This window comes from Ruegeria sp. CF5 (genome assembly GCF_056537325.1).
This window is the reverse complement of sequence record NZ_JBQFRI010000001.1, coordinates 17,093-32,764: the sequence shown is the minus strand read 5'-3', so window position 1 is coordinate 32,764 and position 15,672 is coordinate 17,093. Positions and strand designations below refer to the sequence as shown.

Genomic DNA, 15,672 nt, shown 5'->3' with positions numbered 1-15,672 from the left:
TTAAGCTTTGTCACTCCGGATTCTTGAAGTAAGCGGCCAATGCCGCGATCTCGTCATCGCTCAGCCGTCCGGCGATCATTTGCATGACCGGATGTGGCCGCTGTTTGTCTTTGTAAGCGTGCATGGCGACCACGAAGTCTTCGTCAGGCCAATACACAATCGAAGGAATGCCCTCATCGCCTCCTTCAATCTGGTGGCATGTTGTACATTCGCTGCTAAGGTATGCGCCGTACTCAGGATCTCCTTGAATCGCCAGGATCGCGGGATCAATCGAGTGATCCGTGCCTTTCGCCGTTGGATCCGCTTCCGGGATATCCCGGGGATTGTCGGAAAACTCCCGCAAATAGGCGATCACGTTGGCGCGGTCTTGCGGGTCTTTCAAACCGCGAAAACTCATCCTGGTGCCTGACGCAAATGCACGGGGGTTTTCGATGTAGGCGGACAGAGTGTCAGCGTGCCATTCCAGACCCGAGTTACCCGCGCGCACAAGGCTCTTGGAGTATTTGAACCCGTCGAGGCCTGCTGCTTTCCGACCAAAAACACCGTTCAGATGCGGCCCGACTTTATTTTCGGCTCCTTCTCCAACCTGATGACAGCCTTTGCATTTGGCAAACACCACTTTCCCTGCGTCAGCGTCGCCGAGGTCTTCTGTTGCGTGGGTTGACGGTGCAATCGAAACCAAAACCGTTGCGCAGGTTAGAATGATCGACCGCCGCATGATCAGCTTCCGAACGACTTTAGGTAGACGATCACAGATTCAATATCGTCTGGTTTCTTAAGCCCCGCGAAAGACATGCGTGTGCCTTTCATGTAGTCTTTGGGTTTTGCCAGGAAGGCCGCCATTTCTTCATCAGTCCAGACAAGACCTGCCTCGGCTGCGCCTTTCATAGCCTTGGAGTATTTGAACCCTTCGACCGACCCTGCGTTGGACCCAATAATACCGTTCAAAGCTGGTCCTGTGCTATGCTTTGCACCTTCACCGACCTGATGGCAGGACTTACACTTCTTGAAGACCTTTGCTCCGGCGGCGGCAAGGTCCGCTGATTGATCAGTCTCTTCGGTTTCTTGAACAGCCGGTGTTGCAGCGGCCTCTTCCTCGGGCTTTGGCGCTACGGTTGGAATAAACGAGGGCCCTTCCGACGAAAACGTCGGCAACTCGTCCGGGCTGGCTTCATTCATGACCGAATTCGAACCGCCCTCTGGTGGCGTCTCAACCAGAAAGACAGAACGCATAGTAACCGCGACCTCTGTTTTGCAATTCTCCATGCAAGGCTCTTCTCGCCATTCCGCGTACTCAGTCTCGGGTCGAACATCAACGACAAAGCCGTCCATATTGTACATCTTGAAATCGGCGAAGTTTTCGTTGTTAAGAACGAAATCGTCGTCCACCAGATCATTTGAATAAAGGATATAGGCGACAATTGCGTAGGTCTCATCCGCAGTAAGCGTACCCGCTTCACCAAATGGCATTGAGCGGGAAATGTAATCCCAAGCGGTCGACAAATGAGGCCAATATGACCCAACAGTTTTCACAGGATCTTCGTCGGCAAGCGTGTCGAAACCGCCGGCCAGAACAGGCCAATTGTCGGCGCCTTCGGCAAACTCGCCGTGACAGGACGCACACCGTTCGACAAACACTTCTTCTCCAGTCCACACATCGCCTGATCCAACCGGCAAGCCACGCCCGTCGGGCAAGACGTCAACGTCCCAGGCCGCGATCTCTTCCTCCATTGCAGGACGTCCAAGCCCAAAAGTACCGTCGCGACTGGGCGCCAGTGCAGTTAGGTTCGTACCATTTGCAACCCGTTCCGCAGCGGCCGCTTGAATTTCTTCGACTTTGATCTCGAGTTCAGCTGCTCGGCTGGCCTCCGCTTGCGCATTTTCCAGGGCTGATGCTGCATGTGCTTCAACCTGACCTATCCGGGTTTCCAAAGTGTCAATCTTCGACTGGCCATAATTCCGATTGGCAAATGCCAACGCTGCCGCAAGCACCAAGGCTGTGCCACCAAATACGGGCAGTAAAACATGACTAAGAGACTTCGACATTCTCAGCGATCCCTTCTGCGCTCACGTACCAAGTCTGGATACAGTTGTTGTGGTAGACCGCATTTTCTCCGCGCTTTTCGCGTAGCTGGTCTTTGGTTGGCTGCACATAGCCGATCTCGTCTATCGCCCGGGCCTGTAACAACATTGGTGCTCCGTCCCAGTTCGTATCGAGATAGAAACGCGTCAAAGCCTTGCTGTCGCCCTGCTTGCCCAGACGCGCTGTCTCCCAGGTGATCCCACCGTCCTTGGACACATCGACCCGCGTAATTTGTCCGTGGCCTGACCAGGCAAGCCCGGAAATGACTAAGGGCCCCGGTCCGTGTTTGATCGGCATTTGCGGGCTGGGTGAGGTAATGACGGATTTTGCATCCATCACCCACGTCCATTTCTGGGCTGTGCCATCGGCGTAGACATCGGTGTATTTGGATGTTTCTTCGCGGCTTTCGACCGCCATATCGACGACCTCGATGCGGCGTAGCCACTTGACCCACATGTTTCCTTCCCAGCCCGGAACAACCAGTCGCACGGGATATCCATGCTCCATGCGCAGCGCTTCACCATTTGCCTTGAAAGCCACCAACACGTCATCCAGTGCTTTTTCCATAGGGATGGAGCGGCCATTGGACGACGCGTCTGCGCCTTCAACATAGACCCATTTGTCAGGTGAGATATCGGCGCCTGCTTCCTGCAACAGCATCCGCAGCGGAACGCCGGTGTATTCCATGTTGTGAATCATGCCGTGCGTAAATTGGACACCGTTGAGTTGCGCACCAGCCCACTCCATACCGGTGTTCGCCGCACATTCGCAGAAATACACATGATTTTCGCGCGGGAACCGCTCGATATCCTCGTAGTTAAAGACCAGCGGGCGATCGACCAGCCCATTGATCATCAGGCGATAGTCTTCCTTACGCAGTTCAATCGCGCCCGAGTGATGGCGTTCGAAGGCGCATCCTTGCGGAGTGATCGTGCCATCAAGCGCGTGGATCGGTGTGAAGTTGATCGACGAAATCGGAGAGGCGGTCAGCCATTCCACGTTGCGGCGAACGACATGGGATTCGAAGCTGATTGGCATGCCATAAGGTGTCTCATCGACACCGGCACCAGTGTAAGATGCCCAATCCTGAAGCTCCGTTATAAGTGGGTCGGGCGTGCTTGCCGCTGCTGCACCGGCAACTGACCCCGCAGCGACCGCAGCACTGCCTTTCAGGAAGGCCCGGCGGGACGGTTTGAACGCGTCATCCATATCTCTTAGGTCTCCTTTAGTTTCTTAAGCGCCGACAACATCGACACTGGTGTTCTCTTGCACCGTGACGGTGCCAAGGTTGCGAATGTGGTTTTCGACGACATCCCAGATCGGCGGCCCCTCGGTGCCTTCGTTGACACTGGCCCAACCAGCCACGACGTAGGTTTTCGATGGATCAATCGCTTCACCCGTTTTGAGCAAAGTCATTTCGCTGATCCGTTGCCCTTGTGGCTTGTTCACATCGATGCGGTAGCCAAGCCCACCGACGCGGACCATATCGCCGCCCTGCTGGTAATAAGGGTCGGGGTTGAACAGGTTGTCACCGACATCCTCGAGGATCACATGGATGAATTCGCCGGTCATTTCTGTGCGATAAGCATTGGGATACGACATCGATGTGACGTTCCAAATGTCCTCACGCGTGATTTCTTGTCCCGGCAGGATTGAGGGTCCCCAACGGACGCCAGGCGACATCGCGATATCTGCCTCACGCTCATTGATCAGGGCATCGCAGATCAGGTCATCCCAAGTGCCGTTAAAGTTGCCGCGACGGTAGAGCAACGAGTCCGTTTTTCCGATCACTTCACTTAGCGCCGCCTTATAAGGTGCGCGCTGATCGTTTATCAGGCCAGTGATCGCTGGATCTGGAGCGATAACGTCAGAGAAGATTGGAATCAGCTTGTGCTTCAGCCCCATCATCTGACCATCCCGCACGTCCAGATCCACGCGGCTGACGAATTTGCCGTTCGATCCAGACGCGATGATATGCGTTTTACCCACCAGAACGGGCTCGGGCAGAGCGTCATGAGTGTGCCCGCTAAGGATCACGTCAATCCCCTGAACCCGACCTGCCATCTTCTTATCCACATCAAAGCCGTTATGGCTTAGGACGACAACGACATCGGCGCCGGCATCGCGAACCTCATCAACCATGGCCTGCATGTTTTCATCCCGAATACCGAATGAGTATTCTGGGAACATCCAGCCAGGGTTCGCGATAGGCATGTAAGGAAACGCTTGCCCGATAACAGCGATCTTTGCACCGCCCCGTTCAAAGAACTTATAGGGTTGGAACAATTCTGCAGGTTCGTCCCACTCGGCATCAAAGATGTTTTGACCCAAGGCCGCAAAGGGCAAACCTTCGACGATTTCGTTAACTCTGTCGCTGCCCAATGTGAACTCCCAATGAAAGGTCATAGCATCGGGTTTCAGGGCATTCATGACATTGACCATGTCCTGACCGGCCGTCTGATAGCAGGTGTAGGAACCGTGCCAAGTATCGCCACCGTCCAATAGAAGGGCATCGGGGCGGTCAGCACGTATGGCGTTGATGACGGTTGAGACTCGGTCCAATCCACCGACCCGACCGTACGTCTTGGCCAGCGAAGAGAAATCATTGTAGGTCAGAGCATAGGCCGACGGGCTTCCATCTTCGATCCCGTAGGCCTTGCGGAACGCCGCCCCTGTGACATGCGGCATCTGTCCTCGCGCATCGCCAATGCCCAGATTTATTTCTGGTTCACGGAAATAGATCGGTTTGAGTTGCGCGTGAATATCGGTGACATGGATCAAGCTGATATTGCCGAAGGTCTCAAACTCCAGCAATTGATCCTGCGTTAGGCTTTGCTGCGCAGCAAGCCTGGCCCAGTTGCCGAACCCGGACGCCCCGTAAATAGCCGAGGCAGCCATTGAAACCTGCAAGAAGTCACGTCGAGAAATCATCTATCAGCTTTCCTGTTACACATATAAATGTGTGAATGTTAAATGCATGAAAAACCCGCGCAGGACATTGTCCACGCGGGTCGTTCGTTATTGACGTACTGCAGGAGTTTCGACTGAAAGCCCGTTGCCGCGAGACGCAACGTAGAGCTCAAGCGCGCGAAACTCATCCGATCCTTCGGCAAAAGTTTCCGCCCGCGTATCGCGAATACAACCGCGGAAACGATTGTGGCGCGAGATCAGCTTGGCCTGTTTCAGACGATATGTCGGGAACCCGTTTATCATACCTTGGCTAAGGTGGTCCGCTCGGATCATATTGCCCCAGTTTTCTTCATGACAATTAGCACAGCTCAGCTCCAGCTGGCCATAACGGGTGTAGTACATTTCTTTACCCTGTTCCCAGAACGGGGCGGCATCGCCATCAATAGCGACGTTCATTGGCAAACCGCGTGACTGCAGACCGATTAAGGCGACCATGCCCTGCATATCGCCCCCGGACCATTTCCAGGCATCGGCTTCCATGTGGTCCGTACGGCACTTGTTGATCAGATCTTCCATGACGACCAGCTTACCAGTTTCGGCATCCACCTTCGGCATGGACGCATGCAATCCCTTGAAGTTTTCCACCCCATCGTGGCATGAGGCACAGCTCTCGCCAGCGGCACCATCAACGGTCTCGAAGAGATCGGCAGCCTGATCGACGAAGATCATTGCAGGATTGTCGAAGTCATCAATTTGAAGCGCTTGCGTTTCATCCGTGCGAAAATGCCAACCCGAATAGATCGTGTCCAAATTTTCCAGATGTGCCGGAGCTTCAGTGACCGAGGTCATGTCCAGCTCTTCATTGATCACAAGATTCTCTTCGTCAGGACCGGCCATTGCCGCCACTGGGAAAACCAGAACTGCCGCGATCGCCGTTAGTGCCTTGGTATTCATTGCGTTCCTCCCTTAGTGGACCAGCGCCAGAATTTGCAACCAGCGCTGACCTTCCTTAGTGGTCGAGCCGTTAGGCAATCTCGATCGTTTTCTTCTCGTCGTAGACAGAGCCATCGTCATCGTACCAGGTGAAAACAAACTCACCGGCTTCTGGCACGATTGCTTCAAACTGGAAGTACGGATTGGTCGAAATGGCAGGCTCCATAGTTACATCAACCACCGTTTCTCCATTGAACTCGCAGGTGAACCGATTGATGATCGAACGCGGGATGACGTTGCCTTCTTTATCCTTACGCTGGCCGCTTTCCATCTTGTGGCTGATCAGTGTCTTGATCGTTATGGTTTCACCAGCAGCGGCTGTTTTTGGAACCTTGACGCGGGGTTTTACACCGGATGCCATTGGTTAATCTCCTGTTCTTCAGGGCGCGCGGCGATCAGCCGCCGCAGCCGCCGATTGTCACTTTCACGGTCGCGGACGCTTTGGCAAAGCTGCCATCTGCCATCTTCGCCACAGCAATGACATCCTGCGTTCCGGCAAGACGGATGCGGGTTGAAGCGGCTTGTTCAGCTGCCAAAGGGCCGAAATTGAATGTCGCGACACCCGGTTCGGGATTGCCTGCAGCCACGATCAGAATTGCAGCGGCACCCGGGGCACTCACTTCGATAGGTACAGTATTTCCGTTTTCTGCGATTTCCGGAGCAGTCAACGTAACACCGCTATCAGCCATATCTGCCCCGCCTGTAAATGCCGCGATGGCATCTTCAGCAGCTGCATTTGCCTGAAGCGGCATAATTGTCAGGAACGCGGCGCCCAGCCCAAGGGCCAGTGTCTCGCGGCGAGAGAGTTCCATTTTCAATCTCCTTTGATTCTTCGAATATCCGCGCCAGAAAGCGCAGTTATTCTTCTTTCAGGGTCGCAAGAAACGCGACCACGTCCTCGATTTCTTGTGCTGTCAGGATCGACGTCAAAGGCGCGGTTGGGGCTTTTCCGGTATAGGCGTCGCCCGGGCGGATATAGCCATCATCCTTGTAGAACGCAGGCATCACCGTGCCTTCGAATGTCATCTTTGCATTTGCGACCAATCCGCGAAGTTCTGCTTCGGTCCAACGATCACCGGCGCCATCCAGCATCGGGCCAACTTCGCCATGGAACGGAATGTCGGCCAAAGCCGAAACCGCGTGGCATGCCACGCAATTGCCTTTTGACTTGTCGCCAACGATCAGCGCGCCATTTTCCGCATCACCATTAGCGCCAGTCAAAGAGACTTCGATAGCACCATAGTCGTCATAGGTTACGTCTTTCGGGTCTGTATCTGCCGCATATGCAGCAACACCCGTCATTGCGCAGACCAATGTTAAGAGTCTCAGCTTCATGATCCCTCCCATTTGCTAACACGCCGGCGGCGCTTTGCGACCCAAAGCATTTGTGTACCGTAGTCGACGAGCACCGCCTGTCGCAACATTAAATTCATCATAATGAATTTTTTTATTTGTAACGGTGGCGCTCAATCTTGAGAAACATTGTTTCGCTCCTGAATTCGCCGGGCATGATACCGCTGGAAATCTTCACCATTATCAAGTTCGTATCGTTTCTCGTCGATCCAGGTGAATAGATCTAAGGTTGTTCCCTTGGAGAAAGCTCCCGGCATCACAGCGACCGCAGCGTCAATGGCTGTGGCATTCTCTGGCACCTCTTCCGGCAGAAAAACAAGTGTCGGGGTAAACAGAATCCCCCATTTGCTCATCAGCGCGCGTTGCTCATTCTCTTCCCCGTCAAAGTCGGTGGCCGCAGTGCTGCCATGCAAATCCAATTGGACGACAAAGAAATTTTCTTCGATAAATGCCGCTAGGTCAGGCTGGGGGAACACCTCTTCATGCATCTTTTTGCAATAGATGCAGCCCTGTTGTTCAATAAATAACACCAGCCGTTTACCCTCGCTTGAGGCCTCTTCAAGATCCTCTCGGAGGTCTTTGAATGTGTCGCGCATCCACGGCGTTTTATGCAAACCGTCGTCGCCAAGTTCAGCGGCGAAAAGTGTCCCGCCTATAAGGCATGCGATCAATACCGACAGAACTCGTTTCATGTCTTCCTCCCGAATTAGCCAATGGCTGCGAGCCAAGGCATATGGTCGAGCATCCATTGTGCGATGCGGTTGATGGAGTTTGTTGCGATGAGGGCACCAAAGAGCACCAGAAAACCACCCATGGCTTTTTCGATGATGGGCAAATGCTTTCTGAATTGCGCCATCCATTGCATGAAGGGGCGAACCAGAAAGGCCGCCAGAACAAATGGTGCGGTCATTCCAACCCCATAGACGAACAGCAGCACCGCTCCACGCCAAGCCGTTTCGGTTCCGGCCGCTGTAAACAGAATCGCAGCGAGGACCGGCCCGACGCAGGGCGTCCAACCAAAAGCAAACGCCAAGCCCAGAACATAAGCCCCAATCAGGCTAACGCTTGATGTCTCGCCGACGTCCGCACGAAATTGCCGATACAGGAACCCGATGCGAATAAACCCCAAGAAATGCAGGCCCATCGCAATGATGATTGCCGCGGCGATCCAACGCAGGATGTCGAAATACTCTCGGACCAGTTGCCCGAAAATCGACGCAGTCGCTCCAAGTGCCATGAAGATCGTAATGATCCCAGCCGCAAATGCCATTGCAGAAAGCGTTGCCTTGCGACGAACGCCGGCGGAAAGTGTTGACCCCGAAGAGATTTGATCAATCCCGACGCCCGCGAGATAACTAAGGTAAAACGGAACAATAGGTAGGATGCAGGGCGACAGGAACGACAACAGCCCTGCGACTAAAGCTCCTGCAAATGTAATGTCGAGCATGGTCAAACCCGTCCTGGCGCGCTATCATTCACACATTCAAAATAATAAAGATATATCACTGCGGTCAATCGGAGCTTGAGATGCGCCACCTACTTCTGCTTTTGCTTGCGATCACGTTGCTTGTTTCTCCCGTGGTTTCACGAGCAGAAATGACGCTTCTGATGGCCGAAGAAGATGGGTGTATATGGTGCGCACGTTGGGATGCCGAAATCTCAGAGACCTACCCCAAGACACCAGAAGGACATGCCGCTCCACTTCAGCGCATCGATATCCACGCAGCTATGCCTGATGGCATCGCCTTAGAGCGGCCTCTCTATTACACGCCCACCTTTGTTCTGCTGGACAATGGCCAAGAGGTCGGCCGGATCGAAGGTTATCCCGGAGAAGATTTTTTCTGGGGGTTGCTGGGCGTTTTGCTGCGTGACGCGGGGGTACCGATTGAGACCTCTGGATAAACTGTGGCGCATTACATAAACTGTTATGAATGCGTGAAGCTATGAAAGCGAGGCGATCTTATTGGACAAATCTTCGAAACTGCCTGTGTTCTCTAAGGACATGTGCGCCGAAGACATGGACAGAATGATGGAAAATGCTCAGACGGCGTCAAGTTTCCTCAAGGCAATTAGCCATGAAGGGCGCTTGATGATCTTGTGCTATCTGTCCTCGGGTGAAAAATCTGTCACGCAGATGGAAGAAATGCTCTCGGCACGTCAGGCTGCCGTGTCTCAGCAACTATCCCGCTTGCGCTTTGAGGGCTTGGTCAAGACGCGACGCGAGGGGAAAACGATCTACTACAGATTGGCGGATGATCGATCGACACAGATCCTGGAAGTCGTCTACGATCTATTCTGCAGGGAGAAGTAGAAGCCGCCAAAAATAACCGCCAGCTTTGGGAGGAGACTGGCAATGTTCGAAGCATTGGGAGACGCCAACACCGTTGCACTGATCGGTTTGATCGGTGGCATTGTGTTGGGCTTGGCCGCACGCATTGGCCGTTTTTGCACGTTGGGTGCAATCGAAGATTACCTTTACGCAGATGATGACCGGCGTCTGCGGATGTGGGCAATTGCGATCGGCGTTGCAATTGTCGGTAGCCACTCAGCCATGGCTTTAGGGTGGTTGGACCCTGTTGGAACAAGGTATCTTGCACAGACCTGGAACCCACTTGGGTCGATCGTGGGTGGCCTCATGTTCGGTTACGGAATGGCCATCAGCGGAAACTGCGGCTATGGCGCGCTGGCAAGGCTTGGGGGCGGCGACCTTCGATCATTCGTCATCGTTTTGATTATGGGTCTATCTGCTTACGTTGTCATGTCCGGGCCCCTGGCGTATTTCCGCGTTTGGGTCTTTCCCGAGGAATTTGATCTTAGAGACCCCCAGAGCATTAGCTTTCTTGCCGAACAACTGACCTCTATCCCAGCTTGGCTCATTGGCTCCGTTATTGGCGTTGCGTTGGTGATTTTCGCCTTGGCAAACCAGCGCTTCCGCCGCACTCCCGCACAGGTGTTTTGGGGATCTGTAGTTGGATTGGCGATCGTATCAGGATGGCTCGGCACGAATTGGGTTGCGACGCACGGTTTCGATGGTGAGCCAGTTCAAACCCATACCTTCGCTGCACCCCTTGGCGACACAATATTCTACCTTATGACGGCCTCTGGAAACACTTTGTCCTTTGCCGTCGGATCAGTCTCCGGCGTTCTCATTGGCGCCTTTTTGGGATCTTGGTCTAAAGGCCATTTCCGATGGGAAGCATGCGAAGATCCACGTGAACTTAAGCGGCAAATGCTGGGCGCGGCAATTATGGGTCCGGGAGCAATCATCGCGGTTGGTTGCAGCGTCGGACAAGGCATATCTGCCTTCTCACTTTTGGCCTACAGCGCGCCCGTAACATTTGTTGCCATCTTCGCCGGTGCGGCGCTTGGGTTGAGACAACTCGTTTCTGGACTGTCCTTTATTACTGAGCGTTGAGTTCACAGTTCAAATCAGTATGGATCCGGATTCGCACCGGCGCTGCTTACGCGCTGCGCCAAAACTGAAAAAAACCCGGTTAGTTTGCTATGGTGCTGGCGGCCCTGCCATCACAATAGCAGGCCAAAGTGTTCTCTTTCTGACTTCGCCCTCGATCTCGCCACAAAGGACATACCAAACCTTACCGTGCCCTTGCGTCAGCACCGCCAGCTTCTGTAGCCGGAAAAAAGAGCTTTTGTTTTAGGAAGGACGAAGCTTGAGAATGGAATGTCTGCTGTTCGCCGATTTGTTGGCTTCTTTCGCATTGGCCGCGAATGGCCGTTTCCCGTCCTCCGGAACTTCAATGCGCTTTAAGTAACCACCGAGGAAGATCACTCGTCACAAATCACTATGATGCCTTCCTATGACACCCCTACCCGCTTTCTGTGCGGAAACTGCTTATCTTGCTGCCATAAAGCCGTTGTTTTATTGATGTGACGACTTCCGATTTGATGTCAAAAACGGTCTCGAAAACCGTTGTGGGTGCAAGCCCATCCAGGGTTCGAATCCCTGTCTCTCCGCCACTATTTCGCGACCAGCGCTGTCCCTGACTACAGTCTCGTTGCCCTACTCACGCCCGATTGTACTTGTCGTTGAACAACAGACGGGTCTGCCTTCAGATAGATCAAAAATGTTTTTTCCTTTTCTTTTCCCAAAAAACCTACTGAGCCCAGCACACTCTTTTCTCATAGCGATTTTCGGCCCACAGCCGACCTTGAGCCCGCTCTTCAATTGCTGCAGTCACGCCCACATTGCCGCCATTCGCTGCGACCGCTAAGCTACCCAAAAAGCACGGCAATTCCGTTTGCGTTTGACGCAAAGTTGACAATTACATTGCCTCGTAATGATTGAACACTTCTGTGGCGCCATCCTTGCGGATCAGGAAGGCCGAATAGGCCTCTCGCTCACTCTCCGGTCCCATGCCGGGTGAGCCAAAGGGCATACCGGGAACGGACAGCCCCACCGCATCGGGGCGCTCGGCCAGAAGACGCCGGATATCGGTTGGCGGCACATGGCCTTCGATGACGTAGCCCTCGACCAGGCCGGTGTGACAGGAGGCCATCTCCTCCGGGACACCCTTAGTGGCTTTATATTGAGACAAGGTCTCCCAGGAGGCGTTCTGCACCTCCATCTCGAACCCGTCGCGCTGCATGATGTCGATCCAAGCACCGCAACACCCGCAGTTCGGGTCCTTGAGGACCTCTACCCGCGGTTTGGCGGTTGCCAGAGCCGGCGAGGCAAGAGTGATGGCGGAGGCACCAAGGCCAGCCAGGAAGAGGCGGCGGTCGAGTGTCGGGGTGGTCATGTCATTTCCTTTCCGTTTTCACGCCTGCGGTGTGACGACGGTTCTTGTGACCGAAATCGCGGGCAAGTGTCATGATATGTGTCAAGCAGGCGATCACGAACCGCCCTGCATCTGTTCGCTTTCGGTACGCACCGCCTGCATGTCGCGGATGCGCTCGGGCCAGGTAGATTTGATATAGGCCAGGATGTCCCAAATCTGCTGGTCGCTCAGGCTGTCACCGAATCCCGGCATACCGCTGGCGAAACCGGACACGCCGCGGGCATCCAGCGCCGCTTCACCACCCTGTTTGGTGTAGTCAAACAGCAGCGCATCCCCGTGGTGCCAGGTATGGCCGGTCTCGTCATGAGGCGGAGCAGGAAGGGTGCCATCCTCGTTTGGGGCGCGCCAATTGGGTTGTCCCTCCAGTTCAACTCCATGGCAGGAGGCGCAAAACTCGGCATACAGCACCGCGCCCTCCTCAACATCGGACGTTTTCGGTTGCAGCGGAGGTCCCGCCTGTGTGCCTGACGGCGCGAGCCATACGACCGCAGCACCGGTGACGACAATCCCGGCTAGGACAAATGCGAAGATAGTTCCGGTATTCATTGCCTCATCCCCCTTCATGTTCGTCCATCAGATAGGTCGCAATGGCTGTCCGGTCGGCTTTGGTCAGGAAACTTGTGCCGTAAAGCACGACCTCGCCCATGGAACCGCCAAAGACGTCCCCTTCGGGTGTGATGCCGGTGCTCAGGGCATAGGCTAGGCTGGCCACATCCCATCCCTTTTCAGCCAAAGTCAGATGATCGATGGCCGGTGTTTTCTCACCGTCTGGCAGCGCATCGCTGCCCCGGAAGTGCTCCGTGTTGGACTTACGCGCGCCGGCGAAGTTGCGCCCTGTATGGCAGGCCGCGCAATGGCTGGCTCCTTCGACCAGTTCGCGTCCCCGGTTCCAAACGGCGCCCTTACCTGCCACAGGCTGTGTCCTTGGAGGTTCCAGAAAGGCTGCGCGCCAGAGTTTCAACCCCCAGCGCTGGTTGAACGGAAAGACCATCGCGGGAGGGCGCGATGATTCTGCGACCGGTGGCACGGTTTGGAAGGCGGCCCAGAGATCGGCAATCTCCTGATCCGAGAAGTTGGCATAGAAAGGATAGGGGAAGGCCGGGTAGTAGGCGTGCCCTTCGGGCGAAACCCCCTCGCGGACGGCGCGGGCGAACTGTGCCCGACTCCAGCCTCCGATCCCGTGGTCAGGGTCGGTGGTGAGGTTTGGCGAATACAGCGTGCCGAACGGGGTTTCCAACGCCATACCACCCGCCAGTGGCGCTCCACCTTTCGCGAAATCGGTATGACACGCGATGCAGCCGGAGGCGCGGGCCAGATAAGCACCGCGGTCGACATCCCCCTTCAGGGTGATAGGCGCGAGAGGCTGGCCGATCGGCCAGGCCATCAGGCCGAGAAGGCTAACTGCAGCGATAACAGCGCCAGCCAGCCCCAGGCGATAGAACATACGCATCGTCCTGGCCTATTTCTCGACCCGAAAGCGTGTATGGCAAGCCGAGCAGACCTGCCCCATCATGGTGAAAACCCCGTCGGCCGGCATCTGCGACAGATCCATCATATTGGCGCCTACACCGGTTCCCATCGTGCTGCCACCCATCATTGAGCCCCCCTGACCGCCCATCATATCGCCGACTGCCGGTGCTTCGCCCGCCATCATCAACCCATTTTCGGAAGCTTCCGCCAATCCGTCCGCCATCACACGCAGCTGATCGGCCAAGGCTGAAAACGCCTCCCAGTCCTGCCAGATCTCTGGCTTCGCCTCGGATGGTGCATCAAGGCTGCCTTTGGGGAACAATTTGGTCAGCGCCTCGCCGGCATGGCGGCTGATATCCTCCGACCGTTCGCGCACCACAGCGGCATCATAGTCGACCTGCCCCCGCATAATCGGGGTCAGCACTTTCATCGCCTCTTTCATCACGCCCATGCCATCCATGCGTTCTTTGACAACGCCGGTGGCACCGCCATGCGCAAACACCGATTGGCTTGCCACAGCCAGAACGGACGCAACCACCGCGCCCAGCATCAGTTTTTCAGTTTTCATCGGATTTCCCTGTCTGAATTATCTCATCACGCCAAAGGGCGTGTGCGGATACGGATCAGATCAGGGCTTTGGGTGGGGGCGGATCAAAATTCGAAACAACCGGGATGCCATTCGTCGCGCGCGGCAGACCATACCGTTCACTACATCCCGATAGATCCACGTTCAGATTTGACAGTTGGATGATCGCAGGGCCACTGCAGAACGCCCCGCCGTGACAATGGCCCTGGAGGTCCTTTGCAGCATGTTCAACGGGCGTTTGAACCTCGACGGAACCCACGGAGGGCTCATGTTTTCCATGGGCCTCAGCGACACCGCCGGACAAAAGCAGAGCAGCGACGAACACGCCGGCCGCGACGAGCATCAGCCCGATCCATCTGCGATTGTCCAAAAGCACTGCTCAGCTCATCCCATTGTGTTGCTTCAACTCTCTTACCGAGGCGATGATGTTCTCAACCTCCGCGCGGGTCAAGTCTTCGACCAGCGGCAACTCGCCGAACCGACGCTGATGCGCGACCATGTCTAATTTCCGCTCAATTGTTTTGGTGCTCTGTTGCCAATACCAGTGAAGATGCCCATTCGCAGGTCGTCGGCTATGCTTCATCCATGTCAATCCTTTCCGAACGAAGGCCGGCCGCTATTTCGGCTGCGGATGCGGCAACTATTCCAATCTCATGGGGGAGGATGAAGCCGCCGCATTGACCGCGTTGCGTCGTTTTCGAAGCGACCTTCTTACTCCAACAATTGGTGCGCACGGCGGTCGGGTGATTAAAAAACATAGGGGACGGCTGGTTGATGGCGTTTACCAGCGTGGTCAGTGGTATCGAATGCGCGATGGCTATCCAAAACGGACTGACCGACATTCCTCAGCTTAAGTTGAGGATGGGTTTGAACAGCGGCGACGGGATCGACACGAAGAAGCCATTGAGTTGGCCGAAGCGTCAATCCGCATCCAGCCGCATCGCAGCAGCTCTTATCTGGATCTTGCTGTGAACAATGCCATTTGCGGTAAGTTAGATGAGGCCGGGCATGCTATTTTCGACCGAAAGCGTTTGGTTCCTGACGCCTCGCTCCATTTGGCAGAACGCACGCATCCATTCACGCGACCCGAAGACCACGGACAATATCAACAGGGTTTGCGAGCAGCAGGTTTGAACAGATGCTCGATGTCGGTCAGGCGGGTGGACAGAATCTGACCCCATGCCATAAGGATCAGCGCGGCAAGACCCAGATACTGTGAAAGCAACGCGGCTTGGTCAGTGATGACTGGCTGGGAAAAGAGCCGATATGCGGGAACAAGCGTTTTTGCACAGATCAGAATGAGGCCAATCAGATTCATCTCGGGTCCTTTTTGAAAATGGGGTCGCCTTTACCTGAGAAGCTGTTGCGTCCGACAAAATTGGCCTTTCGGCAGAATTCAAGCGGCATAGGCCGAAAGTTCATGCCCATCATGGCGCTTGGTTTGGCCTAACCGGCAAAGCTCATATCAATCGCACTAC

At 55.0% G+C, this 15,672-nt stretch carries 20 protein-coding genes; 4 read left to right on the top strand and 16 right to left on the bottom strand.

Features of this window, described 5'->3' with window-relative positions; genetic code table 11:
* Positions 1 to 10 precede the first annotated feature (10 nt).
* The 10 genes from ACR0NW_RS00155 to ACR0NW_RS00110 form a co-directional block, all read right to left on the bottom strand.
* The gene (locus ACR0NW_RS00155; protein WP_480449549.1) at positions 11 to 718 is read right to left on the bottom strand and encodes a c-type cytochrome; all 708 of its coding nucleotides are present in this window, start codon (positions 716 to 718) and stop codon (positions 11 to 13) included.
* Between the two features lie 2 nt (positions 719 to 720).
* Entirely contained in the window at positions 721 to 2,046 is a 1,326-nt protein-coding gene (locus ACR0NW_RS00150) for a c-type cytochrome (RefSeq protein ID WP_480449550.1), read from the bottom strand.
* Positions 2,030 to 3,292 (bottom strand): sulfite dehydrogenase, encoded by a 1,263-nt coding sequence (soxC, locus tag ACR0NW_RS00145; RefSeq protein WP_480449551.1) that lies wholly within the window; start codon positions 3,290 to 3,292, stop codon positions 2,030 to 2,032. The genes ACR0NW_RS00150 and soxC overlap by 17 nt, the downstream gene beginning before the upstream one ends.
* Before the next feature lie 24 nt (positions 3,293 to 3,316).
* The gene (soxB, locus tag ACR0NW_RS00140) at positions 3,317 to 5,014 is read right to left on the bottom strand and encodes a thiosulfohydrolase SoxB (protein ID WP_480449552.1); all 1,698 of its coding nucleotides are present in this window, start codon (positions 5,012 to 5,014) and stop codon (positions 3,317 to 3,319) included.
* Between the two features lie 87 nt (positions 5,015 to 5,101).
* Complete coding sequence (soxA, locus tag ACR0NW_RS00135; RefSeq protein WP_480449554.1) at positions 5,102 to 5,947, bottom strand: sulfur oxidation c-type cytochrome SoxA; 846 nt, start codon at positions 5,945 to 5,947, stop codon at positions 5,102 to 5,104.
* A 70-nt stretch (positions 5,948 to 6,017) separates the two neighbouring features.
* Complete coding sequence (gene soxZ / locus ACR0NW_RS00130; protein WP_170655482.1) at positions 6,018 to 6,347, bottom strand: thiosulfate oxidation carrier complex protein SoxZ; 330 nt, start codon at positions 6,345 to 6,347, stop codon at positions 6,018 to 6,020.
* A 34-nt stretch (positions 6,348 to 6,381) separates the two neighbouring features.
* A complete protein-coding gene (gene soxY / locus ACR0NW_RS00125; RefSeq protein ID WP_480449555.1) occupies positions 6,382 to 6,798 on the bottom strand; it encodes a thiosulfate oxidation carrier protein SoxY in 417 nt (138 codons plus the stop codon).
* Between the two features lie 46 nt (positions 6,799 to 6,844).
* Positions 6,845 to 7,321: a sulfur oxidation c-type cytochrome SoxX gene (gene soxX, locus ACR0NW_RS00120; protein ID WP_480449556.1), complete on the bottom strand. Its 477-nt coding sequence runs from the start codon at positions 7,319 to 7,321 to the stop codon at positions 6,845 to 6,847.
* Between the two features lie 131 nt (positions 7,322 to 7,452).
* A complete protein-coding gene (locus ACR0NW_RS00115; protein ID WP_480449557.1) occupies positions 7,453 to 8,031 on the bottom strand; it encodes a thioredoxin family protein in 579 nt (192 codons plus the stop codon).
* A 14-nt stretch (positions 8,032 to 8,045) separates the two neighbouring features.
* On the bottom strand, positions 8,046 to 8,786 hold the full coding sequence (locus ACR0NW_RS00110) for a cytochrome c biogenesis CcdA family protein (RefSeq protein ID WP_480449558.1): 741 nt from the start codon (positions 8,784 to 8,786) through the stop codon (positions 8,046 to 8,048).
* Positions 8,787 to 8,866: 80 nt separating this feature from the next.
* Here ACR0NW_RS00110 and ACR0NW_RS00105 point away from each other — a divergent pair, with 80 nt between their 5' ends.
* The 3 genes from ACR0NW_RS00105 to ACR0NW_RS00095 all read left to right on the top strand — a co-directional run bounded on the left by ACR0NW_RS00105 (position 8,867) and on the right by ACR0NW_RS00095 (position 10,754).
* Positions 8,867 to 9,241: a hypothetical protein gene (locus ACR0NW_RS00105; protein ID WP_480449559.1), complete on the top strand. Its 375-nt coding sequence runs from the start codon at positions 8,867 to 8,869 to the stop codon at positions 9,239 to 9,241.
* Positions 9,242 to 9,341: 100 nt separating this feature from the next.
* Complete coding sequence (locus ACR0NW_RS00100; protein ID WP_170543314.1) at positions 9,342 to 9,650, top strand: ArsR/SmtB family transcription factor; 309 nt, start codon at positions 9,342 to 9,344, stop codon at positions 9,648 to 9,650.
* 42 nt (positions 9,651 to 9,692) lie between these two features.
* Positions 9,693 to 10,754, top strand: coding sequence for a YeeE/YedE family protein (locus tag ACR0NW_RS00095; RefSeq protein ID WP_480449560.1), 1,062 nt, complete (start codon positions 9,693 to 9,695; stop codon positions 10,752 to 10,754).
* A gap of 868 nt (positions 10,755 to 11,622) precedes the next feature.
* Here the strand turns inward: ACR0NW_RS00095 and ACR0NW_RS00090 are convergent.
* The 5 genes from ACR0NW_RS00090 to ACR0NW_RS00070 all read right to left on the bottom strand — a co-directional run bounded on the left by ACR0NW_RS00090 (position 11,623) and on the right by ACR0NW_RS00070 (position 14,537).
* Positions 11,623 to 12,099 (bottom strand): DUF411 domain-containing protein, encoded by a 477-nt coding sequence (locus ACR0NW_RS00090; RefSeq protein WP_480449561.1) that lies wholly within the window; start codon positions 12,097 to 12,099, stop codon positions 11,623 to 11,625.
* Between the two features lie 93 nt (positions 12,100 to 12,192).
* Positions 12,193 to 12,684 carry a c-type cytochrome gene (locus tag ACR0NW_RS00085; RefSeq protein ID WP_480449562.1) on the bottom strand — a complete coding sequence of 164 codons (492 nt, stop codon included), beginning with the start codon at positions 12,682 to 12,684 and terminating at the stop codon, positions 12,193 to 12,195.
* A gap of 4 nt (positions 12,685 to 12,688) precedes the next feature.
* Positions 12,689 to 13,588 (bottom strand): c-type cytochrome, encoded by a 900-nt coding sequence (locus ACR0NW_RS00080; RefSeq protein ID WP_480449563.1) that lies wholly within the window; start codon positions 13,586 to 13,588, stop codon positions 12,689 to 12,691.
* Positions 13,589 to 13,597: 9 nt separating this feature from the next.
* Positions 13,598 to 14,176, bottom strand: coding sequence for a c-type cytochrome (locus ACR0NW_RS00075; RefSeq protein ID WP_480449564.1), 579 nt, complete (start codon positions 14,174 to 14,176; stop codon positions 13,598 to 13,600).
* Between the two features lie 55 nt (positions 14,177 to 14,231).
* Positions 14,232 to 14,537, bottom strand: a complete 306-nt coding sequence (locus ACR0NW_RS00070) for a hypothetical protein (protein ID WP_480449565.1) — start codon at positions 14,535 to 14,537, stop codon at positions 14,232 to 14,234.
* Positions 14,538 to 14,968: 431 nt separating this feature from the next.
* On the opposite strand from ACR0NW_RS00070, the gene ACR0NW_RS00065 reads away from it, so the two are divergent.
* On the top strand, positions 14,969 to 15,166 hold the full coding sequence (locus ACR0NW_RS00065) for a hypothetical protein (protein ID WP_480449566.1): 198 nt from the start codon (positions 14,969 to 14,971) through the stop codon (positions 15,164 to 15,166).
* 133 nt (positions 15,167 to 15,299) lie between these two features.
* Here the strand turns inward: ACR0NW_RS00065 and ACR0NW_RS00060 are convergent, their stop codons facing one another.
* Positions 15,300 to 15,512, bottom strand: a complete 213-nt coding sequence (locus tag ACR0NW_RS00060) for a hypothetical protein (RefSeq protein ID WP_480449567.1) — start codon at positions 15,510 to 15,512, stop codon at positions 15,300 to 15,302.
* Positions 15,513 to 15,672 lie beyond the last annotated feature (160 nt).